We start from the raw sequence: 26,823 nt of genomic DNA on the forward strand, positions 1-26,823 counted from the left end.
TGTCGGGCATGAGCGCTTCGACGAGCGCTCATGCCGATTGGTGCAGCGGCGGGCTGTGGGTCGACGCGATGCTCGGCTCCTATCATATCCATCCGAAAGAATCGTTCGAGGATTTCAACCCCGGGCTCGGCGTGGAATGCTGGCTCAACGGCCAATGGGCCTTGACGGCGGGTGGGTTTCGCAATTCGCTGGCGCATCCGTCCTGGTATGGCGGCGGCGTATGGGCGCCTGAATTCGCGCATTGGGGATTCGTGCGGCTGGCGGTGATGGGCGGGCTTATTTCCGGGTACAACTACGGCCGTTGGGGCTTCGGACATGACCATTCGATCGGCCCCGTTGCCGCGCCGATCCTGATGACGAGCTACAAGCGCGTGGGCGTCAATTTCATCCTGGTCCCGCCAATTCCCTCGGACAACCTGCCCTTTACGGTCGGATTCCAGCTAAGAGTGCGCTTCTAGCAGGCTAGGCGCTGGCGCAAGAATCGCTCGACGGTGAGGGTTTTCGGGAGCCCAGATCGGCTCGCAGTGCTCGTGCTACGCCGGCCGAAATCTTCTCGATTGCCCCTCCTGTCGAGGCCTCGTTCTTGCCGGCAGGTGAGTGTTTTCGGGAGCTCGGGTTCGCAAGCTCCGCCCGCATCGACTCTCAGTAACGCTCAGCTCGACCTTGGTCCCGGAAAAGCTCACCTCGGTAAGCTACGGTGAGCGTTTTCGGGACCACGTCTCGCGCTGCGGTCCGCACAGGAATAGGTGAGCCTTTTCAGGGGTGCGCCAGAGTGCCGATGTGCGGATCCGGAGTGGCACATTACGCCCATCCCGTTGTCGGCCGTGATGCGGGAGGTTCCGACGCGAGGCTCAACGGTGAGTGTCTTCGGGATCTTCCGAATCCGCGTATTTCCCGCCATGCTATCCGCGGCAGCCAAAAGGTGAGCTTTTCCGGGAAACGCCGGTTCGATCTCGTCGGACAAGAATCGGCGATTCGGTTGGTAGCCCTGTTCGAACTGCGACGATGCCATACCGTGACGCCATTCATCTCCAGCCGCAAGAGTGAGCTTTTGCGGGAGCGCTCAGCGGCAATAGGTGAGCGTTTGCGGGAAAGTCGGCGATGGCACGTTGGCCTCGCCGCAGGCGTAAGAGCAAAAGTAAAGTGACGTTCGACTATTTTCCTAGTCCAGCGTCCCTTCCCCCGATGACATTCCCCGTTCAGGTGGGTCGGCATGCGTTCGAACGCGGCTGTTCGCAGGACTCCCGAAAAGTCTCACTTTTAACGCTTGCGGGCGCCGAAGGTGAGCTTCTTCGGGAGCCATCGGAAAGGCGGCCGACACCGTTCGGACGCCGCTGCGTTTCATGATCTTTTCGATCATTTATATTTGATACGAAACGCCCATTAAAGAACGCCCCAAGAATGCTCATGTTGTCTTTACCGACAATATGCCGGCGCAAACAGTAAAAATTCCGGTCGACGTCCGTTGGCCTTCGGCGAGATGCCCGCTCACGCGGCGTGCGAAGCCATTCTCACCGGGCCCGGCCAGCCGCATCCCGCGGCGCGAGCGCTGGCCTGCGCGAGCGTTCGCATTCGCGCGTGCCGCGTTCGGTTAGGGACGCGCGGCAACGTTTCCGCATTCAATGCTTGGGCAGCCTACGGCGCGTTGAAAATCGATATGCGCGCCACGCCTCTCTTATGGTTTCTCATATTTTGCTTTTTCGAGATTTTGTATCGATAATTGAAGTTGGCAGCACGAAACACGATCTGGCGAGGGTTCATTCGGACCCCGCCGCCGGGCGGTTGCGACCGCTCATCGCCGCGAGTCGAGTATGATTCGGCTCGGGTCCAACAGGGGAGCTCGAGCTCCCGCATCAACCATAACCGGAATCATCGATGGAACAGCTTGAAGGAGAGGCTCGCGAACGGTTAATTCGCTGGCTCCGGCGCCGCATGGACGAATACGGAATTACGTTGCAGGCCGTAGCCGAATCGATTTCGGCCGATCGGCAACCGGAGCGGCCCGTGCTCTATCGCGATGCAATGGGCAACACGTGGGACGGCTACGGCGATATGCCCGATTGGTTGCGCCGGGCCGTCGCCGCCGGACAGCAAATCGATTTCTACCGTTGCGCGGAGCACTGACGCGCGCACGCACGAGAGGCATTCCCGCCCCCCGTCGAACCGGATAGCACTCTACAAGCGCCGCTTCGGCCGCGCATGTCGCCGGCGCACGGCCCGCAAACGCGTCGCCAAGCGATTGCAGGCCAGGCCGAGCGTTTCGACGTATCGTTACCGTTTGGCCTCCGTATTGGCTTCCGATCGAGAAACGTACGACGTCACCACTTCGGGCAGATTCTCGATCAGCCACTTCGCCATCGCGACCTCTTGCGGAAGGATCGTTTCGCAACATCGTTGAGTTTCCGCGTCTCCGGCCGCTTTCGCGGCTGCGATGAGCGTCGTGTACGAGGCGATTTCGACATGCTCGAAGACGTACCCGGCGAGACCGCCTTTGACGACCTCGTCCGTCATCGTCATGCCGCCCATCGCCTGCCCGAACGCCGCGATGCGCGCCGTGAGATCCTTGATCGTGGATGGGCCGCTGCCCAGCTGCTCGAGGCGTTGTTCGAGCAGCTTTTGCTGCGACAACGTTTCGTCGATGTGTTGCTCGATGCGCTGCTTGAGCGTGGGATAGTGCTCGAGCCGGGACGCTTGCGCTTTGAGCATGGATTCGGCTTGCTTTTCCATCGCATAGGCATCCCGCAACCAATCTACGAGGTGTTCCTGGGGCTTCGTCATCGCATTCTCCTCGACCGCATCGGCACCGCGGTCAGATCGCCGGCACCATGCTCGGCATCTCTTGGTTCGCAACGGCTGTTCCAGCATGAGGAAGGACGCAATGAAGAAGGTGGGTATGCTCGTTGCGGGAGTTGAATGAGTCGCTTCGAGCCTTCCAACCCGATACAACGGAGGACTGCCATGACATCGAAGAAGTCCAGCAACAACGCTCCCAGCAATCCGCGCCAGAGCGATCGCGGCGCGCCGCAACAGGGACAGCAACAGCAAAACCAACAGAAGATGCCGCGTCACCAGGGCGGGCAGCGTCAGCCTTGAGTTTCTGTAAGCGTTATTTGTGCAGCGTCTGCCGCAGGCTGTTGACGTCGTTGCCGCTGATCGGCTGCGCGTCGTTGCCCCAGGCGCTGCGCACGTAGGTCAGCACTTGACCGATTTGCGCATCGACGAGCGTACCCGCGAAACCGGGCATGCGTTGGCGCGGCGGCCCTGACTGCGTGGCGGGGCTGCTGCCGCCTTCGACGAGCAGCCGGATCAGCGACGTCGTGTCCTTGGCCAGCACCGACGGATTGCCGGCGAGCGCCGGGAAGACGTTCGGTATGCCCTTTCCGTCTTCGCCGTGGCACCGCGCGCAAAAGGACCGGTAGACATTGAAGCCCACGGATTGCGGATCGCGCACGCGGTTGCCGTTCGTCTGAGCCTGCGCCGTCTGATTGTCCGGTTCGTAGCTGCCCGACTCTTCGCGCGCCGGCAGCGACTTCAGATAGTGCGCAATCGCTTGCAAGTCGTCATCCGACATGTACTGCGTGCTGTCTTCGATCTGTTCGACCATGCTGCCGTAGGCGATGCTGCCGGCCGCATGGCCCGTCTTCAGAAAGCGTGCAATATCCGCCTCGCCGAGCCGGCCCAGTCCCGATCCTGCGTCACCCGTCAGGTTGGGCGCGAACCAGTTGTCGTTGATGCCGCCCGTCAAGTAGCGCGGCGACGATTCGTCGTAGCCGCGCTCTTCGTATCCGAAGCCGCGCGGCGTATGGCATGCGCCGCAATGTCCGAGCGATTGCACCTGATAAGCGCCGCGGTTCCATTGGGCATCTCGATCCGGATGAGCTTTGAACGGCTTCGGCATGAAGACGAGCTGCCAGAAGCGCAGTGCCCAACGCTGGTTGAACGGAAACGCAACGTCGGAGGGCGCGTTCGGCTTCGCGACCGGCGCAACGCGGTGCATGAGGAACGCGTAAAGCGCGCGCAGGTCGTCGTCGGACATCTTCGAAAATTCCGGATACGGCATGGCCGGATAGAGCCTGGTGCCTCCGGGCGCGATGCCGTGCCGCATGGCACGCTCGAAATCGCCGAGGTCATACCGGCCGATCCCGTAACGCGGATCCGGCGTGATATTGCTGCTGACGATCGTGCCGAACGGCGAGCCCATGCCAAGGCCACCCGCGTATGGCGCACCGCCGCCGGGCGCCGTGTGGCAGCCTGCACAGTCGGCCGCTTTGGCTACATACTCGCCGCGTTGGAGCAATGCGGCGCTCGGTGCGGTGTCGCCGGCCGGTGACGGCCTCGTGGTGCCCTCGGCCGGTGAGCCGGCATTCACGCGCAGCACCCACTCACCGACTGCCGCAACAGCCACGACTGCGGGCAGCGCCAGCAGCAACAGGTGCCTCGTCAGGCGTGTTGGATTCATGGCGATGCGTCCTGAACCGAAGGGGCGCCCGAGCCGCGGGAACGGCTTTCGACCACTTCTATGGGGCGCGGTGCCGCAGGCAGTGCGCGGCCCCGAGCGAGCCAGCGCCCGGCGACACCCAGCGCGGCAAGGAGATAGGCGAGCGCCGCCGGCACCCACATGATCAGTCCGCCGAGCTGTTGATCGCGGAGCGGATCGATGCCGAGCGCACTCGCGGGCTCGATGTACGACGGGTACCACAGCCCCGGCGCCAAGGTGATCAGCGCGCCGAGAGCGCCTGTGTGAGCCATCGTCGTGAAGAGCGAGAGCATCGCATGACCGCTGCGGCGCCGCGTGGCGCCGTCGCCGACGATGCTCCACCAGAACAGCAGCGCCGTGATGAGAAAGCTCGCATGTTGCAGCGTATGGATGAGCGGATTCGCCAGTGCGGCTTCGAAGAGCACTGGCGCGTGCCACGCCCAAAGCGCGGCTGCGTGCAGAATCCAAGCTGGTACCGGCGACACGATCCATCGCCAGAACGCGCGCCAAGGGCGCCAGTGGACGGCGCGGCCAACGCCGCTGCGCGCGCGCCGCGGCAGCGCCCAGACCCAGATGCCAAGCGGCCGCCCTGCCACGAGCAGTGGCGCGGCGACGATCATCATCGATTCGTGCTGCACCATGTGCGCGGAGAAAAGCGCTTCGCTCAACGAATCGAGCGGAGAGACAAGCGCGGTGGCGAGAACCAGCCAACCCGCGGCGAACGCAATCAAACACGCATTGCGCTTTGGGCGCCCTGCGTTGCCGCGACTACGCAGGCGCACATACCCAATGCAGTAAGCGGCGAGACTGACGGCGAGCAACGTCGTTACCCACGGTGTGAATTCCCAGCCGAACGTCGAAGGCATCGAGCGTTCGGCGGCGGGCAAGGGATGCGCGAGCACGGACGGCGCCGCGGCGCAGGCCGCGAATGCCGCTGCAGCCGCCCACGCGCGAGGCGTGCGGCGCGGTCTCATCGGCAAGGCGAAAGCAGCCATTGGGGAAACCACATTGTCAGTTGAATCAACGCGCTCAGCGCACCGAGGATCGTCGCGGCGAATGCGAGGCATGCCGCGCGTGCGGCACGCGCGTCGTAGCTCGCCGGAAACGGCGCCGCCGTCGTGCGCCATTTGCGGTACGCGAGCATCGTGGCGAACAACGAAACCGCGAATGCGATTGCACTGACGATGTTGAGCGAGACCATGCTATGCCGCGCACAGGCGAGCTGGACGAGCGCATAGTCGATACTCTGCACGGCGAGCACGAGTGCCGGAGCGGCGAGCAGTCCGAGCCAGGTTTTCATCGTGCCGGTTCTTCCCTTTCTTTGCCGTTTCGGCGCCTCGCCGCTAGTGCGGCAGACGCGGGGCCAGATAAATGACCGCATAGATCGGCGGCCAACTTAGGACAACGAAATACCAGTAGAGCGCGTTCTCGCTGACATCGACGAACCGCCGCCCCTCGAGCGGCCCCGTGAACAGCAACACGCCGAGAACGGCCGTGTCGATCGTGTCGGTGACGAGGTGCGTTGTATGGAGGCCGAGCAGGAACCAGACGATCGAGCCATACGAATTGGCATACCACTTGACGTTGAGCGTGGCGAACTCGAAGCCGCGCACCGCGAGGAATGCGAGCGCGAAGGCGAGGCAGACGACGAACCAGATCCGGCATGCGCGCAGCTCGAGCCGTTGCGCCGCGCGTTTGGCCAGCTCGTTCGGAACAAGGCTCGCGAAGAGAATCGCGAGATTCAACGTTCCCCATAGCAGCTTCGGCGGTGGCGCCGTCAGAGGCCACGCGACGTTGACATCGCGAAGATAGAAATACATCGCCACGGCGATCGCGAACGCCGTGCCTTCAATCAGCATGAGTCCTGCCGTGCCCCACCACATGAGGCTTCGATGACTGAAGCCGAACGTCGGCAGCTTCGTCACGTCGAGCGCCGTCGGCGCCATGTCGGCGCGCGTTCCGGTGACCGTTTCACCGTTCATGGCCCGCGCTCCAGCGCAAGTGCTCGCGCATGATGCCTCCGGGTCGGCCAGAACCAGACCGTCAGCGTGATGACGACGGGAATCGAACCCCAAACGATCGCCCACGGCGTGAAGACCGAGCCGATGAAAAGCACGGTCGTCGCGACGGCACTCAAGAACGGCCAGATCGACGGTGTCGGAAACAGCGAGCGGAGATCGGGCTCGGCATCGAGCACCGTGGTGAGCAGCACTTCGCGCGCATCGGCGGCGAGGCCGCTCACGTAGGCCGGTTGGCCTGGCGGATCCCAGAGCGGATGGCGACCGTGCACGACGGGGATCGCATCGAAGTTGTGCGGTGGGGGCGGACTCGTCGTGGCCCATTCGAGCGTGCCCGCACCCCACGGATTCGCGCCCGCCGGCTTGCCGTGTCGCCACGAGCGTGCGACGTTGACGAGAAAGAGCAGCACGCTCGCCGCGATCGTCCATGCGCCCACGGTCGCGACGAGATTCATCGTCGACCACCCCATGCCGGCCGGATAGGTCCACACGCGACGCGGCATACCGTGCAAGCCGAGCAGATGCATCGGAAAGAACGCGACGTTGAAGCCGACGAAAAAGAGCCAGAACTGCCAGTGGCCGGTGCGCTCGTCGAGCATGCGCCCGGTGACTTTCGGGAACCAGTAGTAGAACGCGCCGAACAGCGGAAAGACGGCGCCGCCGAGCAGCACGTAGTGCAGATGGGCGACGACGAAGTAGCTGTCGTGCAATTGCAGGTCGAGCGCGACCGAGCCGAGCATGATGCCCGTCATACCGCCGATCACGAGAATGAAGAAGAAGGCGAGGACGAACAGCAGCGGCGTCTTGACGTTCAGGCGCCCGGTAACGAGCGTGGCGATCCAGCAATAGATCTGAATGCCCGACGGAATGGCGATCATCACGCTGGCAGCCGTAAAGAAGCTCTTGCCAAGCTGCGGCACGCTCGTCGCGAACATATGGTGCACCCATAGGCCGAACGCGAGAAACGCGGTGGCGATCAGCGCAAGCACAACGGCGGTGTAGCCGAACATCGGGCGGCGCGCGAACGTCGGCACGATCGACGAGATGAAGCCGAGCGCGGGCACGAAGACCAGGTAGACCTCCGGATGGCCGAAAAACCAGAACAGGTGCTGCCAAAGGAGCACGTCGCCGCCGAGCGCGGGATTGTAGAACGACGTTCCGACGAGCCGATCGAGGATCAACGCCGTGCTCGCGAGCATGATCGCGGGCATTGCGAAGATGACCATGAACTGCGTGGCGAGCGTTGCCCATGCGAAGATCGGCAGCCGATTCAACGACATGCCGGGCGCGCGCATCTTCAGGATCGTCGTGATCAGCACGACCGCTTCGAGCAAAGCGGAGAGTTCTGTGAACGTGATCATCTGCGCCCACATGTCCGAGCCTTTGCCCAGCCCGTAGTCGGGGCCGGCGAGCGGCACATAGCTGAACCAGCCCGAGCGTGGGCCGCTGCCCAGCGCGAACGCGGTGTAAAGCATGATTCCGCCGAACAGGTACACCCAATAGGCGTAAGCGTTCATCCGCGGAAACGCGATGCTGCGCGCGCCGACCATGAGCGGAATCAGATAGCCGGCCACCGCCTGCATGACGGGCACGGCGAAGAGAAACATCATCGTCGTGCCGTGCATCGTAAACAACGTGTCGTAGACGTCGGGACCGAGCAGCCGGTTGTCCGGCCGCGCGAGTTGCAGCCGCATGGCGAGTGCGAGCATGCCGGCGAGCAGAAAGAACACGAACGTCGTGGCGACGAAGCGGTGAGCGATCGTCTTGTGATTGACGGCCGCGAGCGCGCCCAGCCAGCCCGGCGGATCGCGCCACGTTTGCGCGAGTGCGAGCCGCACGTTGTCGGGTGCGGCGGGCCCGTCGAGCAGGAGGCCCGCGGCGGCGGAGCGGGAAGCGTCGGCGCGATCGCTCATCGGAGTGTGCCCAGCCAGGCGACAAGTGCCCGAAGGTCCGGGTCGGATAGGTTGGCGGGCGGCATCATCGCACCGGGCTTGAACGCCCCGGGATCGCGAATCCACGCGGCGAGGTTCGCGGGATTGTTGACGAGCCGCCCCGCCGCGATCGTCTGCCGGCTCATCAAATGCGTCAGGTCTGGTGCCAGCGCGCCAGAGGCTCGCGTGCCGCGCACGGTATGGCAACTCGCGCAGGCCGACTGCTCGAAGACTTGTTTGCCGCGTTGCGCGAGTGTGTCGGCTGAATCGGGGGCGTTCTCGCGTTGAGCGGCGGCCCAGGCCGCATAGCGATCGGGCGGCTCGGCGACGACCGCAAGCGCCATCAGCGCGTGCTCGGTCCCGCAGAACTGAGCACATTGGCCTCGATAGATGCCGGGCTTGTCCGCACGGAACTCAACCGTCGATCGGATGCCGGGAAGCAGGTCTTTTTTCCCGTGCAGATTGGGTACCCAGAAGCTATGAATCACATCCCCGGCGGTGAGCGAAACGACGATGGGGCGGCCGACCGGGATGTGCAATTCATTCGCGGTGGAGAAGCCGGGCGCGTCGCCGTCGGGAGCATAGTCCGCCTGCCACCACCAGTCCCAACCGACGAGCTCGATATGCAATGCGCGCGCGACAGGCATCTGCGAGAGGGCGCGGTCGGTCAGCGCGTCCGCAACGACGAGACCGACGAGCGCGACGACGGAGACGACCGTCGCGGCCACGACGCTGCGCCGCACGCCGCGTTCGGGCCGCACATTGCCGGAGAGATCGGGCGGCGTCGCGACGTCGGCCCGTTCGCGGCGCAGCAGTGCGACGAGAACCCCGGCCAGTACCGCGGCGAAGAAGACGCCGCACACGATCAGCGTGAGGTTCCAAAGCCGCAAGATGTGAGCGGCTTGGATACCGGCGGGCGCCAGCGCGTCCTGATTGGGTAGCGCATAGGCGAGCGTCGTCACGCAAATCGAACCCGCGGTTGCGCAATGCCACGGCAGAACGGAGTGATGCGAGCTCCGCGCGTTGTTGCGCCAGCGGACCGGCAACACACCCAAGCGACTTTTCATCCGGAACGGGCATCATGAACGAACGCTGTCGACTGAGCAGTTTTCGTTCCTGGCGATAGACCGAAGCGTAAAAAAGGGGCGGCTCCAGCGGGCAGTTCACCGATGGGCCCGTCGGCCGGCATAGGCGTTGCTCCCTCGAGAAGGCTACACTCAAGCTATCGATCATCGGCGTCGGACTGGCGCGATGCCGGGTGCCGCTCGCCTCTCGCCTCTCGCGTGTGCAGCCTATGTCGTTTGAACCCGAACGAAGCAGTGCGACGAACGAGTCGGCGATGCCCGAACGCCGGAAGAGTCTCAGCGCCCGAACGGCGTTGGACGTCCGCGAGGTGCTCGACGGCCGCCGCCGCGGCCTCAGGATTCTCCTGCCGTTTGCCGGGCCGGCCGTCGTCGTCTCGGTGGCTTATATCGACCCCGGCAACATCGCGACGAACCTGCAGGCGGGCGCGGGCTACGGCTATGGCCTGCTTTGGGTGGTGCTGTTCGCGAACCTCGTCGCCATGCTGTTCCAGGCGATCTCGGCGCGCCTGGGGCTCGTCACCGGCGCGAGCCTCGCCAAGATATGCGCACGCAGCTTGCCGAAGCCGGTCGCCGCCGCGATGTGGATCGTCAGCGAGATCGCGGCGATGGCGACGGATCTGGCCGAGTTCCTCGGCGGCGCGATCGGGCTCGCGCTGCTCGCGCATTTGCCGCTCATCGCCGGCATGGGCATTACGGCCGCGCTCAGTTGGGCGTTGCTGCTACTACAAGGGCGCGGCTTTCGGCCGATCGAGTTGACGATCGGTGCGCTTGTCGGCGTCATCGCGATCGCTTATCTCGCCGAGCTGATACTCGTACCGCTCGATTGGCGATCGGTGGCGCGCGGAACGTTCGTGCCGACACTGGACGACAGCCAGGCGCTGCTCGTCGCCGTGGGCATCATCGGGGCGACTGTCATGCCGCACGCGCTTTTTCTTCACTCGGGGCTAACGGGCGAGCGCATCAAGCCGGCGACGGAAGAGGACCGGCGCAAGCTGCTTCGTTACTCGAACGTTGAAGTCATCATTGCGCTCGGGGTGGCGGGAATCGTCAACATGGCGATGGTCGCGATGGCCGCGGGCGCATTTCACCAAGGGCATCCTCAGATCGCCGAGATCGGCGATGCGTATCGGACCTTGACGCCGCTTTTCGGCGCCACTGCCGCCGGTTTCTACTTGACGTCGCTCATGGCATCGGGCATCTCGAGTTCGGCCGTCGGAACGATGGCGGGTCAGCTCATCATGCGCGATTTTCTCGGCTTCGCCGTGCCGCTGTGGCTGCGCCGTCTCGCTACGATGGTGCCGAGCTTCGTCGTGGTCGGGCTCGGTGTCGATGCGACTCGCGCGCTGATAGCGAGTCAGGTCGTACTGAGCCTCGCCGTGCCGGCGCCGATGGCCGCGCTGATCGCGTTCGCGTGCCGCCGGCAAACGATGGGCCCCTACCGGCTCGGCCGTCCGATGGCAGCGCTTGCGATCGCTTGTGCGCTGATTGTCATCGCGCTGAATATCGTGCTCGTCGTCGATGCTCTGTCATGAGCATTGATCATTCGTTCGACATCGAGCCGGTGCACGCTGCGTCATCGCCGAGCCGGCGATCGGTCGCGGAAAGCGCGAACGGTCCAAGGTGAGGGTTTCCGGGATCGCTTCGAGGATGAGTAAGATGGCGGGCGTCGGCTTGCCGCGAGCGATCGGAATCGGCTCCGCTCTCGGCGCGTGAGACCCGCCCGGCGAGCCTTTGCGGTCAGTCATCGGTGAACGGAGCGCCGTTTGCTTGGTTCACCGTCGATGCATCGCTTGCCCCAATGGTGAGCGTTTTCGGGATTTCGTTTCTACCAAGGAGATTGATGATGCAGATCACAGGAGAGATGTTGATCGGTGCCGAAGCGGTGCGTGGCACGTCGGGAACGTTGCGCGCGTTCGACCCCGCGCGAAATGTCGAAATCGATCCGGAATTCGGAGCGGGCGATGCGAACGATGTCGACCGCGCCTGCGGGCTGGCGCGCGAGGCGTTCGATGCGTTCCGGCACGCGCCGCTCGAACAACGCGCGCGTTTGCTGGAGTCGATCGGCGATCGGATCATGGCGCTCGGCGATACGCTCATCGAACGAGCGCACGTTGAAACGGCGCTGCCGAAGGCGCGACTCGAGGGCGAGCGCGCCCGCACGGTCGGACAGCTCAAGCTCTTCGCCGCGCTCGTTCGCGATGGCCGCTGGCTCGGCGCGACGCTCGATTCGGCGCTGCCCGAGCGTAAGCCGCTGCCGCGCCCCGACTTGCGCATGCGCAAGATTCCCGTCGGCCCCGTCGCCGTATTCGGCGCGAGCAACTTCCCGCTCGCGTTTTCGGTCGCCGGCGGGGACACCGCTTCGGCGCTCGCGGCAGGCTGTCCGGTCGTCGTGAAGGCGCATCCGGCGCATTTGGGCACGTCCGAGCTCGTTGGCCGGGCCGTTCAACAGGCCGTGTCCGAATCCGGCTTGCCGTCCGGTATCTTTTCGCTCGTGGTCGGCGCCGGCAACGCGATCGGCGAAGCGCTCGTCGCGCATCCGGCAATCAAGGCGGTCGGCTTTACGGGATCGCGCGCGGGCGGTCTTGCGCTCTCGACTATCGCGGCGCGGCGCCGCGAGCCGATTCCGGTTTTCGCGGAGATGAGCAGCGTCAATCCCAGCTTCGTGCTGCCGGGCGCGCTCGCGGCGCGCAGCGAGACGATCGCGAACGGATTCGTCGAATCGCTGACGCTCGGCGTCGGCCAGTTCTGCACGAACCCCGGGCTGATCGTCGTGCTCGAGGGGCCGCACCTGCAGTCGTTCGTCGATGCCGCGGCGAGGGCGCTCGAGAAAAAAGGCGCGCAGACCATGCTGACTGCCGGCATCGCTTCCGCGTATCGCGACGGCGTCAAACGGCGCACGGGCGTGAACGGCGTCAAGCAGATTGCCGAAGGGGCGGCGAGCGAAGCCGCGCATGCGGCGCTGCCCGTCCTCTTCGGCGCGTCGAAACAAACGTTCCTTTCGGAGCCGCCGCTCGAGGACGAAATCTTCGGGCCGACGTCATTGATCGTCACGTGTTCGAACATCGACGAGATGATCGATCTGGCCGAGCATCTCGAAGGTCAGTTGACCGCGACGCTGCATGTCGAATCGGACGACTTCGGGCTGGCGGGCAAACTGCTGCCTACGCTCGAGCGCAAGGCCGGGCGGATTCTCGCCAACGGCTATCCGACGGGCGTCGAGGTGTCTCATGCGATGGTGCATGGCGGCCCGTTCCCGGCGACGTCCGATCCGCGCGCGACGTCCGTCGGCACGTTGGCCATCGAACGCTTTTTGCGGCCCGTCTGCTACCAGGACTTGCCGGCAGCGTTGCTGCCCGAGGCATTGAGAGACGACAACCCGCTCGAGCTCTGGCGGCTGCGCGACGGCGCGTTCGAACGCCGCTGATGCGCGGAGCGCGCCTCCGTTGCGGCGGGCGGGATGGTCCCGCACGCCGCACGAAGATGAGCTCGTCATCCGACGACGCGATAGACGCGTCCGGTCTGCGCCCCCTCGACGCTGCGACAAAAAGCAAGCGCCGCGCGTTGAGCGGACACAGGCTCGAACCCGCGAAAATATGCGCCGTAGGCACCCATCGATTCCTCGAGCACCGTCGGGCTCACGAGGTTGATGCGAATGCCGCGCGGCAATTCGATCGCCGCTCCGCGCACGAAGCCTTCGAGCGCGAGATTGACGGTCGTTGCGTTGACGCCGTCGCGGATGGGTTCCTCGGCGAGGATGCCGCCCGTCAGCGTGAACGAGCCACCGTCGTTGAGATGATGTTGCGCGGCGAGCACGACGTTGACCTGTCCCATGAGCTTGTCGCGCAAGCCGATCCAGAACTGGTCCGCCGTCATGTCGCGAAACGGTCCGAAGTGCAGTTTGCCGATCGTCGTCACGACTGCGTCGACGCGACCGATTTCGTGAAAGAGCCGTTCGACGCTCGGAAGGTTCGTCGCATCGACATGATGGTCGCCGTGCGATGCCCCGACTTCGATCACTTCGTGCCGCGCCTTCAGTTCGGCGCATACGGCGCGGCCGAGCGTGCCGCTTGCGCCTATGACGACAACTTTCATTGTTGAGCTCCTTCGGATGGTTGAAAGAGGCGGCAAGTCATTGCGCGACCCGCAACCTTCTCAGCGGCAGCATCAGCAATATCGCGGCCGCCAGTTTGCCGATCACACCAAGGCCGGTGACGATGGCCGCAAGCGGAAACACGTGCCACTCGCCGGGTAGCATCGGCGTGACGAAAAACGCTGCAAGCAAGCCGAGCGAGACGGCGATCCAGCGAGCCCAGGCGCGATGCAACGCGACGAAGACGTAAAGCGCGCCGAGCAGCACTCGGGCGACGATGGCCGCGAGGAGCGCGGACGCGCCGGCCGCGCTGATTTCGCTGGGCTGAAACGCGAACTCCAGCGGAATTTCGACCCATGCGAGCGCATAGCTCACAAGGAGGCAAATGACCGCGACACGAAAGCGCGTGGCGGCGGCCGGCTCGAGAGAGCCAGGACCGGATCCGGGCGCGAGCCAGGCGCGCCGTCTCGGCGCGCCGGAAATCAGGCGGCTTGCATTCATGGTCTACTCGCTCGCGATCGCGTGCGCCACTATGGTCGGGCGGGAGGAACGTTCGACGCGTTTCAAACGCGCGTCGTCTTTCCCCTCATCGTAGCGCAGCCGCTCGCAACTTCAAGCATGGATCGTGCAGGGTGTGTCTCATCCCGTGATCGATGTCGCCGGCTCGCCGGGCAAGGCGTATGCTCCCGGTTTCTCGACATGGCGCGAGGGTTCTCCCGGATTCTCATTTTGGAACCTCGGTCCTGACGCGGCTGAGACGGCGTACCGGGAGCTCGCACCGGCCCGATTTTATTTCTTCATGGAACCGGTGGTTTCTCGGGAGTATGATTCCTTTCCGGCAGCCGGCGCCCACGATCAAGAACGAGCCGCGGCCTGCCCGATTTCGCCACCTGTTGGCGACTAAGAAAGGTTAGCGAGAGGGGATTTGGAGGCAGGCGACAATATGCATTCCGACGCCGCATTCACTCATCGGGGATACTTGCTGAACTGCGCGCCCGCGCGGGCCGTGGACGGCACTTATCAACCGTACGTCGTCATTTCGCGCACGAGCGATGGCGAGCTCGTGGCCAATCGTTTCTTTCCATCCGATCTGCGTTTTTCCGACGAGGCGTCCGCCATCGCTCACGCGCGCGATTGGGCGGTTCGCTTGATCGACGCGAGCAGCGTGACGGTGTAGACCCGCGTCGGGCGCGTGCCGATAAAACGCGGTAATCTCTTCCAGATTTTTACTTTCAGGCCGCGCCATGCGGTTTTCGTCGAGCCATGTCCAATCCGCTTGCCCGCCACTGGGGACTCGAGACGATCGTCGCTGAACTGCGCGCCTCCCGCGAAGAGCGGCATCGCACGCGCCATCCGCGCGGCATCCGGGAGCTGCCTTCGCGCGACGCGATCGTTCATATCGTCGACGGACTGCGCGCCTCGATGTTTCCGACGCACTACGGCGCCCCCGATCTGACCGACGAGACCGTCGACTATTACGTCGGCCATACGCTCGACAGTACGCTGAGGCTGCTCAGCGAGCAGGTTCGCCGCGCGCTGCGCTTTTTGCCCGAGCATGCCGAGACGTCCGAGGCGGACCTTGGGGCGCTGGCGTTCCAGATCACGCGCACGTTCGGCACTCAGCTGCCGTCCATCCGTGCGCTGCTCGTCAGCGATATTCAGGCTGCATTTGCCGGCGACCCGGCCGCGCAGCACGTCACCGAGATTTTGCTCTGCTATCCGGGCGTGCTCGCCGTTATGCACCATCGCATCGCGCATGCGTTGCATCAGCTCGGCGTCCCGCTATTGGCGCGATTCATCAACGAGATCGCCCATTCCGCGACGGGTATCGACATACATCCAGGTGCGCGGATCGGTCCGAGCTTCTTTATCGATCATGGTACGGGCGTCGTCATCGGCGAGACCGCCGTCATCGGCGAGCGCGTGCGGCTCTATCAGGCCGTGACGCTCGGCGCCAAGAGCTTTCCCGCCGACGGCGACGGCACGCTCGTGAAGGGGCAGCCTCGGCACCCGATCGTCGAGGACGACGTCGTCATCTATGCCGGGGCGACTATCCTCGGCCGCGTGACGATCGGCCGGGGTGCGGTCATCGGCGGGAACGTCTGGCTGACGCATAGCGTCGCGCCGGGGACCCACGTTTCGCAAGGCAACGTGCGCGAGGGGGCGCGCGCCGACGAGCGCGAGCACGAGCCGGCGAGGCGCGCGCGCAAATGAACACCAGGCGCAACGGCCGCGTCGTGATGTACCGCTGCGCGTTGGAAGGCGTGGAGGCAACGTATGCCGACACCGCCCGGTCGTTCGCTCGCCATTCTCATGACCGCTTCGGCGTCGGCGTCGTCGTCCGCGGAGCGCAGCGCTCGGCGAGCGGATGCGGGCCTGTCGAGGCGCGCGCCGGCGACGCCATCACCGTCAATCCCGGCGAAGTGCATGACGGCGCGCCGTTCGACGCGCGTGGACGCAGTTGGCGCATGCTCTACTTGGAGCCGCTGCTGGTGCACGACATCGCGCGCGATCTCGGCGCGCCATCGCCCGCGTCGCTCGAAATCGAGCGCCCAGTGCTGCGCGATGCGAAGTTCGCGGACCTCTTCGATCGAGCCTTCGCCGCGGTGGTGGAGGGCCCACTTGCATCGGACGCCATGGCACGCGAAGAAGCGCTCTTTGCCTTTCTCGCCGACGTCGTGGCGCGCCACACCACCGTTCGATTGCGGCAATCCGCGCCGTTGCTGCGCGGCCGGACGAATGTCGCCGTCGCACGCGCGCGCATGCGCATCGATGACGATCCCGCAGGCGGCCTGACGCTTGCCGATCTCGCGGCCGAGACAGGGCTGAGCCGCTTTCAGCTGCTGCGTGAATTTACGCGCGAAACGGGCTTGCCGCCGCACGCGTATTTGATTCAGCGGCGCGTGGCGCTCGCTCGCCGCCTCATCGCGGCGGGCGCTGCGCTGGCCGACGCGGCGCTCGGCGCGGGCTTCGCCGATCAGAGCCATATGACGCGCGCGTTCGTGCGCTTCTTCGGCGTGACGCCGGCTGGCTACGCCGCCGCGGTGCGTTGAGGCGCCGGGCAATGCTTTGCATCGGGCGGTTCGCGCTCGAGCCGCCGCAACGCTTAGGAGCATGCGTCCGTAGTCACACGCATTGTTAAGCCCTTGCCGTCATGCGACATTCGGGCGGGGTTTTCCCTGACTGCCTTGAATATCAAAAGGCTTTCAAAAACAAAACGCGAGAAGACGAAAATGCAAGAAGACATAGAGGCAAAGATGTCCACTCAAAAATCGGCTGAAATCGCGGCGCGCTTCGATCGGCTGCCGCCGTCCCGGACCATCTGGACCATGGTCATCCTGATCTCCCTTGGCGGCGTGTTCGAGTTCTACGATCTCTTCTTTACCGGCTATGTCGCGCCGGGCATGGTTCAATCGGGGCTCTTCAAGCCTGAATCGCTCGGCTTTTTCGCCGCGCTGGCGCCGCTCGCCGTCGCCGGCTTCGGCACGTTCGTCTTCTCCACCTTCGCGGGCTTATGGATCGGTGCGCTCGTGTTCGGCTTCGTCGCTGATCGCTTCGGGCGCCGCTTCATCTTTACGTGGTCGCTCGTCTGGTATGTCGTCTGCACGGCGATCATGGCCTTCCAGGACTCGGGGCTCGCGATCAATCTCTGGCGCTTCGCGGCCGGCATCGGCATCGGCGTCGAACTCGTGACGATCGACTCGTACATCTCCGAACTGATCCCGAGCCGAGAGCGCGGGCGCGCTTATGCCGTCAATCAGTTGATCACGTTTTCCGCCGTACCCGTCGTCGCGTTTCTCGCCTATATCCTGAAAGACACGAAGCCATTCGGCCTCGAATATTGGCGCGTCGTGATCCTGATCGGCACGCTCGGCGCGATCCTGGTCTGGATCATCCGCCGCAACATTCCGGAAAGCCCGCGCTGGCTCGCGCGTCACGGCCGTGCCGATGAAGCCGAGCGGATCGTGGCCGATCTCGAGCGCCGTGTGGCCGCTGAGAAGGGCATCACGTTGCCGGCGCCCGAGCGCGCCGCGGCGGAAATGGAGGGGCGCGGCTCGTTCCGTGAAATCTTCGGACCGCTCTATCTGAAGCGCACGATCATCCTCTCGATCTTCAATATGGCCCAGGTCATCGGCTTTTATGGCTTCGCCGCCTGGGTGCCGACCCTGCTCATCCATCGCGGCGTTCATGTGACGGCCAGCCTCGAATATGCGTTCGTCATCGCGATCGCCAATCCGTTTGGGCCGCTGCTGGGCACTTTCTTCGCGGACAAGGTCGAACGCAAAACGCAAATCTGCGGTGGCCTCCTCATCATGGGCATCGTCATCGCGCTCTTCGCTCGAGCGTCGGACCCGGCCGTCCTGATCGTGCTCGGGGTCCTCTTCACGCTTGCCTCGAACGTGATGTCATACGCCTACCACGGCTATCAGGCCGAGCTCTATCCGACGCGTGTGCGCGCCCGCGCCGTTGGATTCGTCTATTCGTGGAGCCGCATCGCCGCTGCTTTCGCGGGGCTTGCGATCGGCATTCTGCTGCATAGCTATGGCGTGCCCGGCGTAGCCGTCTTCATCGCGGCATCGATGTTGGTCGGCATTTGCATGATTCTGCTCGGGCCGTCGACGAAGGGGCGCATGCTGGAAGCCATCAGCCACTGACGCGCGCTGACGAGGGCGAGCCGAAGAAGCGACCGTCTCAAGACGTGCGCTCGCGGCGCGAGAGGCGTACGCTTCCTATGAGGCGCGCAGGCGGCTATGCCGCCGCGAAGCCCGAAGCCGAAGGAGGATTTATGAAATCGACCGTTCGGACCGGCGCTCATATCGAAGGCATCCATTGGGTGGCCGAATACCTTGAATCGACGCACGAAGTGCGTCTGCTGCGAGAAGGCGCCGAGGTGGGCGTCTATGACGCGCCGCCCGCGTTCTTCGGCGAGGAGGCGGATGCGGGCGCGAAGAACGCCGCCGATCATCGCGCGCTCGAGGCCGCGCTGCGCGCTTACCTGCTTCGCTTCGTCGCCGAGCACGACGCCGAGGAGTAAGCGCTGCCGGCAGCGCGTTTTTAGCCGCCGCTCGCGGCCGGGCGCGGCTCGTTCAGAAAGCTGAGGACAGCTCGGGTGAACGCGTCGGCCTGCTCGACGTTCGGCAGATGAAGCGCGTCGAGCTCGACATGACGCGCGCCGGCGATCGAGGCTGCAAGCGCACGGCCGGCTTCCGGAGCGATCGCCGCGTCGTGCGTTCCCGTCAGGATCAGCGTAGGCGCTTCGATGCGGGCGAGTTCAGCGGTCAGATCGGTCGATGCGACAGCCGCGCAGTTTCCCGCGTACCCCTCGGGATCGGTATGCCGGATCATGTCGCGGATGGCGGCACAGACGAGCGGCTCGCGCGCAACGAAAGCGGCGCTGAACCATCGGGCGATTACCGCATCCGCGAGCGCGGGCATGCTGCCGCCGCGTGCCTGCTTCATGCGCTCGGCCCATATTTCGGCCGAAGTGGGATTGCGCGGCGGCGCGCTGACCGAAATCAAGCGATCGATGCGCTCTCCGTGTCGCGCGGCCAGCGCCATTCCTGTCGCGCCTCCGAGCGAAACTCCGCAGAAATGCGCGCGTTCGATTCCGAGCGCATCCAGGAGAGCGAGCACATCGGCGCTCAGTTGCTCGATCGTGTACGGGCCGGCCGGCGCGCTCGAGCGCCCGAGGCCGCGCGTGTCGTAACGCAAGACGCGAAACGTCCGCGACAGCGTATCGATCTGCGGCGACCACAACGCGACATCGGTGCCGAGCGCATTCGATAAGACGAGCCACGGCGCATCGGCTCGCTGCGCGCCGTCGATCCGATAGTAGAGGCTGATGTCGTTGGCATTGATGTAAGGCATAAGGCGCTCCTTTTCCCGGACGGAAGCATTTATTGTGCAAGATGGCGCTCAGCGCGCGCCGCGGACGTGCGCAGGGCCCTACGAAACGTGAAACAATGGCCGGAGCGGCCGATGCTGAATACTGCGACGGTTCGCTCGTGCATCGAGGTCGACTCGAGTGCGCCAACATCAAGCCCCATACGCTACATCATAGGAGGACAGTCAGCGATGACCAGCGGACCCCGATCGAAGAAGAAGAGCGAGCCGATGGCCAAGACCAAGGCGAGCGCCGCAATGGACGTGGATCCGTCGACGCGCTGGTTAGCACGGCCGACGCGCGAGCAGGCGGAGGACGCCGTGCGCGTGTTGCTGCGCTGGGCCGGCGACGACCCCGATCGCGAAGGCCTGCGCGATACGCCCGCGCGCGTCACGCGTGCTTACGAGGAGTTTTTCTCGGGTTACAACGTCGATCCGCGCGAAATCCTCGCCCGCCAGTTCTCGGAAGTCGACGGCTATGACGAAATGGTCGTGCTGAAGGACATCCGCTTCGAGAGCTACTGCGAGCACCACATGGTGCCCATCATCGGACGCGCGCACGTCGCCTATCTGCCGAAGCATCGCGTGGTCGGCATCTCGAAGCTGGCGCGGCTCGTCGACGCATTCGCGAAACGGCTGCAGATCCAGGAAAAGATGACCGTACAGATCGCCGATACGCTCAACGAGATTCTGCAGCCGAGAGGGGTCGGCGTCATTCTCGAAGCGGCGCACCAGTGCATTACGACGCGCGGCGTTCACAAGCCCGGCGTCGCGATGGTCACGTCAAGGATGCTCGGTTCGTTCAGGACCGATCCTTCCACTCGCCGCGAGTTTCTGTCGATCGTCGGTACCTCCAGCGTATCGGGGATGCCGAACGTTTGATGCCTTCAACGTCGAAGGCGTCATTCGCGCCGGGCCCCCTCGAACGCGATCAGCGCCACGGCCGCAAGCACGCATCCCATTGCCGACCACTGTGCCGGCCCGACCGACTCGTGCAGAACGAGCGCCGCGAACGCGGCTGCCGATACGGGGACGAACGCCGTGAACGCGCTCGCCTGCGCGCCGGCAATGCGCGCCGCGCCGGCGAACCAAAGCAGGAAGCCGCCGACCGTCGGCACGAGCGCGTAGTAGACGGCGCCCGCCAACGCCGATCGGTCGATGCCGGCCGGGGTCCAGGGACGCTCGAAGAGCGCCGGCACGAGCGACAAGGCGAGCCCGATGCCCGACATCAGCGTGGACATCTGTAGCGGCGAGACGGGCGTTTGCAACCGCTTGTTGAGCAGGATGAAGAACCCTTCGCAGAATACGGCGGCGAGCACGAGCAGATCGCCGAGCAGCGAGGGCGCCGCGAGCGAGGCCGGGCGTGCGCCAGCCGCGGCCGCATCCGCGCCCAGCGTGCAGACGACGACACCGATGGTGGCCAGCCCGACGGCCGCGATCGTCATCGCGCCGGGCCGCTCGCGCAACGCAAGGACGGCAACGAGCGCCGCGACGGCCGGCAGGCTGCCCGCAATGACGCCCGCATCGGTGGCCGAGGCGAGGCGCATGCCGCTCAGCAACAAGACGGTATAGCCGACGCTGCCGCAACCGGATTGCGCGACCAGTAGCCAAGCCTCGCGCCGGCGCAGGCGCGGCCAGCGCTCACCCGTGAGGCGCATTGTCGCCATCAAGATGGGAAATGCAATCGCAAAGCGCAGTGCCGTGGCGGAGAACGGCGGCAGTCCGTGTGCAATGAGCTTGCTCGCGACGACTGTGCTGCCGACGCCGATCATCGCGAGCGCGCAAAACAAATAGCCAGTCAGGCGTGAACCCATTTGCAGACCTCTTCGTCTCGTCGAAAGATGAGCGCGAAGTTAGCCTGCGTCGAACGGGGGATCTTGAACGAAATTGCAGTCGATCGCGTGCGCGTATCGCTCACTGCACGGTCGCGAGCACCTTCCTGACCGTCCCGAAGATCTTCTCGATCTGTTCCTCCTCGATGATGAGCGGCGGCGAGAACGCGAGGATGTCGCCCGTGTAGCGGACGAGCACGCCTGCCTCGAAGCACTTGACGAACACTTCGTAGGCGAGCGCGCCGGGCGCGTCGGCACGCGACTCCAGCTCGATGCCCGCGACGAGCCCCAGGTTGCGTACGTCCTTCACATACGGCGCATCCGCAAGCGCGTGCGCCGCGCGTTCGAAAGCGGGCGCGAGACGACCGGCACGCGCGAAGAGGTCTTCCTTGCGATAGACGTTCTGCGTGGCGATGGCGGCTGCGCTTGCGACCGGGTGAGCCGAATACGTGTAGCCGTGAAAGAGCTCGATCGCGCCGGGCAGACCGCTTTCCATAATCGCGTCATGAACCTTGCGGCTCGCGGCCACCGCGCCCATCGGCACGGCCGCGTTGTTGATCGCCTTGGCGAGCGTGATGAGATCGGGCGTCACGCCGAGGAATTCGCTCGCCGTCGCGCGGCCGAGCCGGCCGAAGCCCGTGATGACTTCGTCGAAGATCAGCAGAATGCCGTGCTTCGTGCAGATTTCGCGCAGCCGCTGCAGATACCCTTGCGGCGGAATCAGCACGCCCGTCGAGCCGGCCACGGGTTCGACGATGACGGCCGCGATCGTCGAAGGATCATGCAGCATGACGAGACGTTCGAGCTCGTCGGCGAGATGAGCGCCCCACGCCGGCTGCCCCTTCGAGAACGCGTTCTGTTCGAGGTTGTGCGTATGCGGCAGGTGGTCGACGTTGCCGAGCAGCGAGCCTGAGAACGCCTTGCGGTTCGGCGAAATGCCGCCGACTGAAATGCCGCCGAATCCCACCCCGTGATAGCCGCGTTCGCGTCCGATGAGCCGCGTCCGTTGCCCTTCGCCACGTGCGCGGTGATAAGCGAGCGCGATCTTGAGCGCCGTATCGACGGCCTCCGAGCCCGAATTCGTGAAGAAGACGCGATCGAGTCCGGCCGGCATGACCTTCGCCACTTTTGCCGCCGCTTCGAAGGCGAGCGGATGGCCCATCTGAAACGGCGGGGCATAGTCGAGCGAGGCAGCCGTCTGCTGGACAGCCGCAACGATTTCGTCGCGGCAGTGGCCCGCGTTTACGCACCAGAGACCTGCGCAGCCGTCGAGCACTTCGCGCCCGTCGCTCGCGCGGTAGTACATGCCGCGCGCCGAGACGAGTAACCGCGGCGCGGCCTTGAACTGGCGGTTGGCGGTAAACGGCATCCAGAAATTTGCAAGATCGTCGGACGCGGGGTGAGCGGTCACGGCTTTTCTCCTGTTGTAGGGTTTCGATCGGCGCTGCGATCAAACGATGCGAAGCGCGCTCTCGGCATGGGCGATGAATCACTCTAGCGCCCCCCGTCAGCCGATGGACATGCACAGTTATTGCACCGCTCTGCCAACTGTGCTGGTAAATTGGCGGTAACCGTATTGGGAAGGGGAGATGACAGCGTGCCCGCCTTGATCGATCTGAACCTCGAGCGCGACCGGGCGCGCGCGCCGACGCTCGTCGAGCAACTGGTGCGCGCGTTCGCGCAGGCAATCGACGCGCAGACGCTGAGGGCGGGCGCCGCGCTCCCGTCGGTGCGGCAGCTGGCGCGCGAGCACGGGCTCAGCACATTCACGGTCACCGAGGCCTACGGGCGGCTCGTCTCGATGGGGCTCGTCGCATCGCGACCGGGCTCGGGCTACCGCGTCGCCGCACGCGGCGAGGCGACGCGCAGCGAGATGCCGGCCTGGCAGCCGCCGAGCTTGACGGCGACTTGGCTGCTCTCGGACGTCTATGCCGACCATTCGGTGTCGATCAAGGCCGGATGCGGCACGTTGCCGAACGAGTGGGTCAACGAAGGCGGCCTGCATCAGGCGTTGCGCGCCCTGGCGCGCGTGCCGGCGGCGCGTCTGGCCGACTATGGGCATCCCTACGGTTTCGCGCCGCTGCGCGAGCGAATCGCGGAGCAACTCGATCGCCTCGGGCTGCCTGCCGCGCTCGATAACGTCCTGCTGACGCAAGGCGCGACGCAGGCACTCGATCTGATCGTGCGCACGTTGCTGAGGCCAGGGGATGTCGTCATCGTCGAAGACCCGGGCTACTGCAATCTTCTGCAGATTCTGAAGCTGGCCGGCTTGAAGGTGGTCGGCGTGCCGCGCACCCCGACCGGGCTCGACATCGACACGCTCGATGCGCTCGTCGTGACGCATCGTCCGAAGGCCGTCTTCGTGAACACCGCGCTGCAAAATCCAACCGGCGCGACATTCAGCATGGCGTCGGCATTCCGGCTCGTTCAGATCGCCGAGCGGGCCGGCATGTGGATCGTCGAGGACGACGTGAGCCGAGAACTCGCGCCGTCGAACACGCCGCTCATCGCGGCGATGGAAGGATTGCAGCGCGCGCTCTACATCGGCGGGTTTTCCAAGACGGTCACGCCCGCGCTGCGTTGCGGCTACGTCGTCGGTCAACGCGACGTGCTGCGTGAGCTCGCGCGGATCAAGATGGCGGTCGGGTTGACGTCGTCCGAGACGATCGAGCGCATCGTCGACAAGGTTCTCGTCGAGGGGCATTACGCGCGACATGTCGAGCGCGTCGACGAGCGGCTCAAAGAGGCGCATGCGGCCGTCGAGGCGAGCATGGACGAGTTGGGGCTCGAAATCTTTCATCGACCGCGCGCGGGACTCTTCCTTTGGGCGCGCTTGCCCATTGAGGACGAGCGTGCCGCTGAAGTGGCGACCGAAGCGCTCGGCGACGGCATCTGGCTTGCACCCGGCTCCTACTTCCGCCCCGATGATGCCGCGAGCGCCTGGTTTCGCTTCAACGTTCCTTATTCGAACGACGAGCGGCTATGGCGCTTCTTGCGGCGGGTCGTCAGTGCCTGAAACACCGGCCGCGCAGGCCGTCGCGGTCAAGCAGCGAGGGCCGGCGGCGCAGAGCGATGGAGCAGTACGGGTATCGACTTGGAAGTCGGCGTATTGCACACGTCACCCACGCTCGAGAGTGGCACGAGCGGATTCGTCTCGGGGTAGTAGGCGCCGATACACCCGCGCGGGATGTCGTACTCGACGAGCAGGAACGAATCGGCGCGACGGTCGATGCCGTCGTCCCACACCGTCGTCAAGTCGACCCATTCGCCGGCCTTCAGGCCAAGCATTTCGAGATCGGCGCGGTTGATGAAGACGACTCGGCGTTGGCCGAACACGCCGCGATAGCGGTCGTCGAGCGCATAAATCGTCGTGTTGTACTGATCGTGTGAGCGCGTGGTCATGAGCACCATCACGCGTTCCCCGTGGAGCTTCTTCGCACGCGCGATCGGCGTATCGTGCTCGATCGCGTTGACGACGAAGTTCGCCTTGCCCGTGCCCGTCTTCCAGTCGCGCTCGCGCGATGCCACGCGCAGATGAAAGCCGCCGGGGTGTGCGATGCGCGCGTTGTAGTCTTCGAAGCCGTCGATCGTTTGCTCGATCGCATCGCGGACGCGCGAGTAGTCGTTCGCCATGCAGAGCCAGTCCACTTTATCGCTGCCGAGCGTCGCATGGGCGATGTTCGCCACGATGGCGACTTCGGACAGGAGGTTCTTCGACGCCGGAACGTTCATTCCGTATGAGATGTGGACCATGCTCATTGAATCCTCCACCGTGACGCCTTGCGCAACGCCGCCTTGCTCGTCGATTTCGGTTCGGCCGAGTGTCGGCAGAATCAGCGCATGCCTGCCGTGCACGAGATGACTGCGATTGAGCTTTGTCGCGATATGGACGGTCAGGTCGCAAGAGCGCAGCGCATCGAATGTCCTCGGCGTATCGGGCGTCGCGATGGCGAAGTTGCCGCCGAGACCGATGAACGCCTTAACATGCCCGTCGATCATGGCTTCGATCGTCTCGACGACATCGTAGCCGTGCTCGCGTGGCGGCTCGAAGTCGAACACCTTGCCGAGGCGGTCCAGAAATGCCTGCGTCGGCTTCTCCTCGATGCCGACCGTTCGATTGCCCTGTACATTCGAATGTCCGCGCACGGGGCAGAGCCCCGCGCCTTCGCGCCCGATGTTCCCGCGCATCATCATGAGGTTCGACAGCATCTGCACGGTCGCCACCGAGTTCTTGTGCTGCGTCAGGCCCATACCCCACGTCGCGATGACACGCTTGCCGTCGGCGTAGATGCGCGCGAGCGCCTCGATGTCCTCGCGCGGCACGCCCGATTCTGCTTCGAGCGTGGGCCAGCTTTCGGCGCGCAGATCAGCGGCGAATGTGTCGAAGCCGTGCGTATGGGCCTCTATGAAGTCGAGGTCGAGCACGCGCTCCACGCCGCGCTCGCGCGCTTCGTCATCGAGCTCGAGCACGCGTTTCGCGACCCCTTTGAGCAGCGCGAAATCGCCGCCCACCTTGGGGCGAATGAACGTCGATGCGATCTTCGTGCTCGAAAGCGTCAGCATTTCGATCGGATGCTGCGGGCTCGCGAACCGTTCGAGCCCGCGCTCGCGGAGCGGGTTGATCGAGACGATGGTCGCGCCGCGCCGCGAGCATTCGCGCAGCTCGCCGAGCATGCGCGGGTGATTGGTGGCCGGGTTCTGGCCGAAGACGAGAATCGTATCGGCGAGCTCGAAGTCGTCGAGCGTGACCGTGCCCTTGCCGATGCCGACCGTCACCGGCAGGCCTCGGCTCGTCGCCTCGTGGCACATGTTCGAGCAATCGGGGAAGTTGTTCGTGCCGAACATCCGCACGAAGATCTGATAGAGGAATGCGGCTTCGTTGCTCGCACGCCCGGAGGTATAGAAGGCAGCTTGGTGCGGCGAGGAGAGCTTCTTCAGCTCCTCGGCGATCAGCGCGAAAGCGCCGTTCCACGAAATCGGCTTGTATTTGTCGGTCAGCGCATCGTAGACCATGGGGTCGGTCAACCGTCCATGCTGCTCGAGCTCATAGTCCGTTTGCTTCATCAGCGCTTCGATCGTATGGGCTTCGAAGAACGCGGGCGTCACGCGTTTCGTCGTCGCCTCGGCCGCGACAGCCTTGACGCCGTTTTCGCAGAATTCGAACGTTGAGGAGTGCTTACGATCGGGCCACGCGCAGCCTGGACAATCGAAGCCATCGGGCTGGTTTTGCTTGAAGAGCGTCCGGTAGTTGCCGCCCGCGACCTTCTCCTTGATCAGGTTGATCGCGACGTACTTGAGCGCACCCCAGCCTGCCGCGGGGTGATGATAGGGCTCGATGCGCCCTTGCGGTTTCGATTTGTCCATGACGTCGGTTGCGATGACTTGTCGCTATGGCGAACGGCGCCTCGTGCGGCCCGTTGCAGTATTGCCAGATGCGATGGTTGCAGCGTAAGGGCATCGAGGCCTATCCGGGGCACACACATCGGCGTCCGGAAAAAGAGTACAGT

Annotated in this window: 25 protein-coding genes; 12 read left to right on the top strand and 13 right to left on the bottom strand. The window is 64.7% G+C overall.

Annotation, left to right across the window (positions count from 1 at the left end):
* Positions 1–8: 8 nt before the first annotated feature.
* Together C9I57_RS02525 and C9I57_RS02535 are read left to right on the top strand one after the other, a co-directional pair.
* Positions 9–458 carry a hypothetical protein gene (locus C9I57_RS02525; protein ID WP_440130174.1) on the top strand — a complete coding sequence of 150 codons (450 nt, stop codon included), beginning with the start codon at positions 9–11 and terminating at the stop codon, positions 456–458.
* A gap of 1,417 nt (positions 459–1,875) precedes the next feature.
* Positions 1,876–2,124 carry an H-NS family nucleoid-associated regulatory protein gene (locus tag C9I57_RS02535; protein ID WP_026230370.1) on the top strand — a complete coding sequence of 83 codons (249 nt, stop codon included), beginning with the start codon at positions 1,876–1,878 and terminating at the stop codon, positions 2,122–2,124.
* Positions 2,125–2,271: 147 nt separating this feature from the next.
* Here C9I57_RS02535 and C9I57_RS02540 read toward each other — a convergent pair whose 3' ends face one another.
* Complete coding sequence (locus tag C9I57_RS02540; RefSeq protein WP_107149261.1) at positions 2,272–2,778, bottom strand: ferritin-like domain-containing protein; 507 nt, start codon at positions 2,776–2,778, stop codon at positions 2,272–2,274.
* A gap of 180 nt (positions 2,779–2,958) precedes the next feature.
* Here C9I57_RS02540 and C9I57_RS33100 point away from each other — a divergent pair, with 180 nt between their 5' ends.
* Positions 2,959–3,093, top strand: coding sequence for a hypothetical protein (locus C9I57_RS33100; protein ID WP_018444413.1), 135 nt, complete (start codon positions 2,959–2,961; stop codon positions 3,091–3,093).
* Positions 3,094–3,106: 13 nt separating this feature from the next.
* Here C9I57_RS33100 and C9I57_RS02545 read toward each other — a convergent pair whose 3' ends face one another.
* From C9I57_RS02545 to C9I57_RS02570, 6 genes are read right to left on the bottom strand one after another with little or no spacing between them, the layout of a single operon-like run.
* Positions 3,107–4,459, bottom strand: coding sequence for a cytochrome c (locus C9I57_RS02545; RefSeq protein ID WP_107149046.1), 1,353 nt, complete (start codon positions 4,457–4,459; stop codon positions 3,107–3,109).
* Complete coding sequence (locus C9I57_RS02550) at positions 4,456–5,451, bottom strand: cytochrome c oxidase assembly protein (RefSeq protein WP_258187457.1); 996 nt, start codon at positions 5,449–5,451, stop codon at positions 4,456–4,458. Before C9I57_RS02550 ends, C9I57_RS02545 begins: the two co-directional genes overlap by 4 nt.
* Entirely contained in the window at positions 5,448–5,777 is a 330-nt protein-coding gene (locus C9I57_RS02555; RefSeq protein WP_107149048.1) for a hypothetical protein, read from the bottom strand. Before C9I57_RS02555 ends, C9I57_RS02550 begins: the two co-directional genes overlap by 4 nt.
* A gap of 43 nt (positions 5,778–5,820) precedes the next feature.
* Positions 5,821–6,459, bottom strand: coding sequence for a cytochrome c oxidase subunit 3 (locus tag C9I57_RS02560; RefSeq protein WP_107149049.1), 639 nt, complete (start codon positions 6,457–6,459; stop codon positions 5,821–5,823).
* Positions 6,456–8,408 (bottom strand): cytochrome c oxidase subunit I, encoded by a 1,953-nt coding sequence (ctaD, locus tag C9I57_RS02565; RefSeq protein ID WP_107149050.1) that lies wholly within the window; start codon positions 8,406–8,408, stop codon positions 6,456–6,458. The genes C9I57_RS02560 and ctaD overlap by 4 nt, the downstream gene beginning before the upstream one ends.
* Positions 8,405–9,493 (bottom strand): cytochrome c oxidase subunit II, encoded by a 1,089-nt coding sequence (locus tag C9I57_RS02570; RefSeq protein ID WP_181321695.1) that lies wholly within the window; start codon positions 9,491–9,493, stop codon positions 8,405–8,407. The genes ctaD and C9I57_RS02570 overlap by 4 nt, the downstream gene beginning before the upstream one ends.
* Positions 9,494–9,765: 272 nt before the next feature.
* On the opposite strand from C9I57_RS02570, the gene C9I57_RS02575 reads away from it, so the two are divergent.
* Both C9I57_RS02575 and C9I57_RS02585 read left to right on the top strand, forming a co-directional pair.
* Positions 9,766–11,043 (top strand): Nramp family divalent metal transporter, encoded by a 1,278-nt coding sequence (locus tag C9I57_RS02575; protein WP_107149263.1) that lies wholly within the window; start codon positions 9,766–9,768, stop codon positions 11,041–11,043.
* A 311-nt stretch (positions 11,044–11,354) separates the two neighbouring features.
* Positions 11,355–12,935 (top strand): aldehyde dehydrogenase (NADP(+)), encoded by a 1,581-nt coding sequence (locus C9I57_RS02585; protein ID WP_107149264.1) that lies wholly within the window; start codon positions 11,355–11,357, stop codon positions 12,933–12,935.
* A gap of 65 nt (positions 12,936–13,000) precedes the next feature.
* Here C9I57_RS02585 and C9I57_RS02590 read toward each other — a convergent pair whose 3' ends face one another.
* Together C9I57_RS02590 and C9I57_RS02595 are read right to left on the bottom strand one after the other, a co-directional pair.
* Positions 13,001–13,603: a short chain dehydrogenase gene (locus C9I57_RS02590; protein WP_107149052.1), complete on the bottom strand. Its 603-nt coding sequence runs from the start codon at positions 13,601–13,603 to the stop codon at positions 13,001–13,003.
* A 37-nt stretch (positions 13,604–13,640) separates the two neighbouring features.
* The gene (locus C9I57_RS02595; RefSeq protein ID WP_107149053.1) at positions 13,641–14,102 is read right to left on the bottom strand and encodes a hypothetical protein; all 462 of its coding nucleotides are present in this window, start codon (positions 14,100–14,102) and stop codon (positions 13,641–13,643) included.
* A 442-nt stretch (positions 14,103–14,544) separates the two neighbouring features.
* Between C9I57_RS02595 and C9I57_RS02600 the strand changes: the two genes are divergently transcribed.
* The 5 genes from C9I57_RS02600 to C9I57_RS02620 all read left to right on the top strand — a co-directional run bounded on the left by C9I57_RS02600 (position 14,545) and on the right by C9I57_RS02620 (position 18,636).
* Positions 14,545–14,778: a hypothetical protein gene (locus C9I57_RS02600; RefSeq protein ID WP_018444423.1), complete on the top strand. Its 234-nt coding sequence runs from the start codon at positions 14,545–14,547 to the stop codon at positions 14,776–14,778.
* 86 nt (positions 14,779–14,864) lie between these two features.
* Positions 14,865–15,815 carry a serine O-acetyltransferase EpsC gene (gene epsC, locus C9I57_RS02605; protein ID WP_107149054.1) on the top strand — a complete coding sequence of 317 codons (951 nt, stop codon included), beginning with the start codon at positions 14,865–14,867 and terminating at the stop codon, positions 15,813–15,815.
* Positions 15,812–16,654, top strand: coding sequence for an AraC family transcriptional regulator (locus C9I57_RS02610; protein ID WP_107149055.1), 843 nt, complete (start codon positions 15,812–15,814; stop codon positions 16,652–16,654). Before epsC ends, C9I57_RS02610 begins: the two co-directional genes overlap by 4 nt.
* A gap of 204 nt (positions 16,655–16,858) precedes the next feature.
* Positions 16,859–18,256: an MFS transporter gene (locus tag C9I57_RS02615; RefSeq protein ID WP_107149265.1), complete on the top strand. Its 1,398-nt coding sequence runs from the start codon at positions 16,859–16,861 to the stop codon at positions 18,254–18,256.
* Between the two features lie 131 nt (positions 18,257–18,387).
* Positions 18,388–18,636, top strand: coding sequence for a hypothetical protein (locus tag C9I57_RS02620; RefSeq protein WP_107149266.1), 249 nt, complete (start codon positions 18,388–18,390; stop codon positions 18,634–18,636).
* A gap of 20 nt (positions 18,637–18,656) precedes the next feature.
* On the opposite strand, the gene pcaD is transcribed toward C9I57_RS02620, so the two are convergent.
* Complete coding sequence (gene pcaD, locus C9I57_RS02625) at positions 18,657–19,469, bottom strand: 3-oxoadipate enol-lactonase (protein ID WP_107149056.1); 813 nt, start codon at positions 19,467–19,469, stop codon at positions 18,657–18,659.
* A gap of 246 nt (positions 19,470–19,715) precedes the next feature.
* Here pcaD and folE point away from each other — a divergent pair, with 246 nt between their 5' ends.
* Positions 19,716–20,366: a GTP cyclohydrolase I FolE gene (gene folE / locus C9I57_RS02630; protein ID WP_107149057.1), complete on the top strand. Its 651-nt coding sequence runs from the start codon at positions 19,716–19,718 to the stop codon at positions 20,364–20,366.
* Between the two features lie 20 nt (positions 20,367–20,386).
* On the opposite strand, the gene C9I57_RS02635 is transcribed toward folE, so the two are convergent.
* Together C9I57_RS02635 and C9I57_RS02640 are read right to left on the bottom strand one after the other, a co-directional pair.
* The gene (locus C9I57_RS02635) at positions 20,387–21,298 is read right to left on the bottom strand and encodes a DMT family transporter (RefSeq protein ID WP_107149058.1); all 912 of its coding nucleotides are present in this window, start codon (positions 21,296–21,298) and stop codon (positions 20,387–20,389) included.
* Between the two features lie 100 nt (positions 21,299–21,398).
* Entirely contained in the window at positions 21,399–22,685 is a 1,287-nt protein-coding gene (locus C9I57_RS02640) for an aspartate aminotransferase family protein (protein WP_440130175.1), read from the bottom strand.
* 237 nt (positions 22,686–22,922) lie between these two features.
* Here C9I57_RS02640 and C9I57_RS02645 point away from each other — a divergent pair, with 237 nt between their 5' ends.
* Positions 22,923–24,332: an aminotransferase-like domain-containing protein gene (locus C9I57_RS02645; RefSeq protein WP_107149267.1), complete on the top strand. Its 1,410-nt coding sequence runs from the start codon at positions 22,923–22,925 to the stop codon at positions 24,330–24,332.
* A gap of 26 nt (positions 24,333–24,358) precedes the next feature.
* Here the strand turns inward: C9I57_RS02645 and C9I57_RS02650 are convergent, their stop codons facing one another.
* Positions 24,359–26,680: an FdhF/YdeP family oxidoreductase gene (locus tag C9I57_RS02650; RefSeq protein ID WP_107149060.1), complete on the bottom strand. Its 2,322-nt coding sequence runs from the start codon at positions 26,678–26,680 to the stop codon at positions 24,359–24,361.
* Between the last annotated feature and the right edge of the window lie 143 nt (positions 26,681–26,823).

This window comes from Trinickia symbiotica (assembly GCF_003028655.1).
Taxonomy (GTDB): Bacteria; Pseudomonadota; Gammaproteobacteria; order Burkholderiales; family Burkholderiaceae; genus Trinickia; species Trinickia symbiotica_A.

Excerpts from the sequence above, each read along its gene's own strand:
- C9I57_RS02555 (WP_107149048.1), bottom strand. The coding sequence starts at position 5,777 with ATGAAAACCTGGCTCGGACTGCTCGCCGCTCCGGCACTCGTGCTCGCC.
- C9I57_RS02585 (WP_107149264.1), top strand. The coding sequence starts at position 11,355 with ATGCAGATCACAGGAGAGATGTTGATCGGTGCCGAAGCGGTGCGTGGC.
- C9I57_RS02590 (WP_107149052.1), bottom strand. The coding sequence starts at position 13,603 with ATGAAAGTTGTCGTCATAGGCGCAAGCGGCACGCTCGGCCGCGCCGTA.
- C9I57_RS02620 (WP_107149266.1), top strand. The coding sequence starts at position 18,388 with ATGAAATCGACCGTTCGGACCGGCGCTCATATCGAAGGCATCCATTGG.
- C9I57_RS02525 (WP_440130174.1), top strand. The coding sequence starts at position 9 with ATGAGCGCTTCGACGAGCGCTCATGCCGATTGGTGCAGCGGCGGGCTG.
- epsC (WP_107149054.1), top strand. The coding sequence starts at position 14,865 with ATGTCCAATCCGCTTGCCCGCCACTGGGGACTCGAGACGATCGTCGCT.
- folE (WP_107149057.1), top strand. The coding sequence starts at position 19,716 with ATGGCCAAGACCAAGGCGAGCGCCGCAATGGACGTGGATCCGTCGACG.
- C9I57_RS02635 (WP_107149058.1), bottom strand. The coding sequence starts at position 21,298 with ATGGGTTCACGCCTGACTGGCTATTTGTTTTGCGCGCTCGCGATGATC.
- C9I57_RS02550 (WP_258187457.1), bottom strand. The coding sequence starts at position 5,451 with ATGAGACCGCGCCGCACGCCTCGCGCGTGGGCGGCTGCAGCGGCATTC.
- C9I57_RS02610 (WP_107149055.1), top strand. The coding sequence starts at position 15,812 with ATGAACACCAGGCGCAACGGCCGCGTCGTGATGTACCGCTGCGCGTTG.
- C9I57_RS02570 (WP_181321695.1), bottom strand. The coding sequence starts at position 9,493 with ATGAAAAGTCGCTTGGGTGTGTTGCCGGTCCGCTGGCGCAACAACGCG.
- C9I57_RS02600 (WP_018444423.1), top strand. The coding sequence starts at position 14,545 with ATGCATTCCGACGCCGCATTCACTCATCGGGGATACTTGCTGAACTGC.
- C9I57_RS02535 (WP_026230370.1), top strand. The coding sequence starts at position 1,876 with ATGGAACAGCTTGAAGGAGAGGCTCGCGAACGGTTAATTCGCTGGCTC.
- C9I57_RS02540 (WP_107149261.1), bottom strand. The coding sequence starts at position 2,778 with ATGACGAAGCCCCAGGAACACCTCGTAGATTGGTTGCGGGATGCCTAT.
- C9I57_RS02640 (WP_440130175.1), bottom strand. The coding sequence starts at position 22,685 with ATGCCGTTTACCGCCAACCGCCAGTTCAAGGCCGCGCCGCGGTTACTC.
- C9I57_RS02545 (WP_107149046.1), bottom strand. The coding sequence starts at position 4,459 with ATGAATCCAACACGCCTGACGAGGCACCTGTTGCTGCTGGCGCTGCCC.
- C9I57_RS02560 (WP_107149049.1), bottom strand. The coding sequence starts at position 6,459 with ATGAACGGTGAAACGGTCACCGGAACGCGCGCCGACATGGCGCCGACG.
- C9I57_RS02615 (WP_107149265.1), top strand. The coding sequence starts at position 16,859 with ATGTCCACTCAAAAATCGGCTGAAATCGCGGCGCGCTTCGATCGGCTG.
- pcaD (WP_107149056.1), bottom strand. The coding sequence starts at position 19,469 with ATGCCTTACATCAATGCCAACGACATCAGCCTCTACTATCGGATCGAC.
- C9I57_RS02575 (WP_107149263.1), top strand. The coding sequence starts at position 9,766 with ATGCCCGAACGCCGGAAGAGTCTCAGCGCCCGAACGGCGTTGGACGTC.
- C9I57_RS02650 (WP_107149060.1), bottom strand. The coding sequence starts at position 26,680 with ATGGACAAATCGAAACCGCAAGGGCGCATCGAGCCCTATCATCACCCC.
- ctaD (WP_107149050.1), bottom strand. The coding sequence starts at position 8,408 with ATGAGCGATCGCGCCGACGCTTCCCGCTCCGCCGCCGCGGGCCTCCTG.
- C9I57_RS02595 (WP_107149053.1), bottom strand. The coding sequence starts at position 14,102 with ATGAATGCAAGCCGCCTGATTTCCGGCGCGCCGAGACGGCGCGCCTGG.
- C9I57_RS33100 (WP_018444413.1), top strand. The coding sequence starts at position 2,959 with ATGACATCGAAGAAGTCCAGCAACAACGCTCCCAGCAATCCGCGCCAG.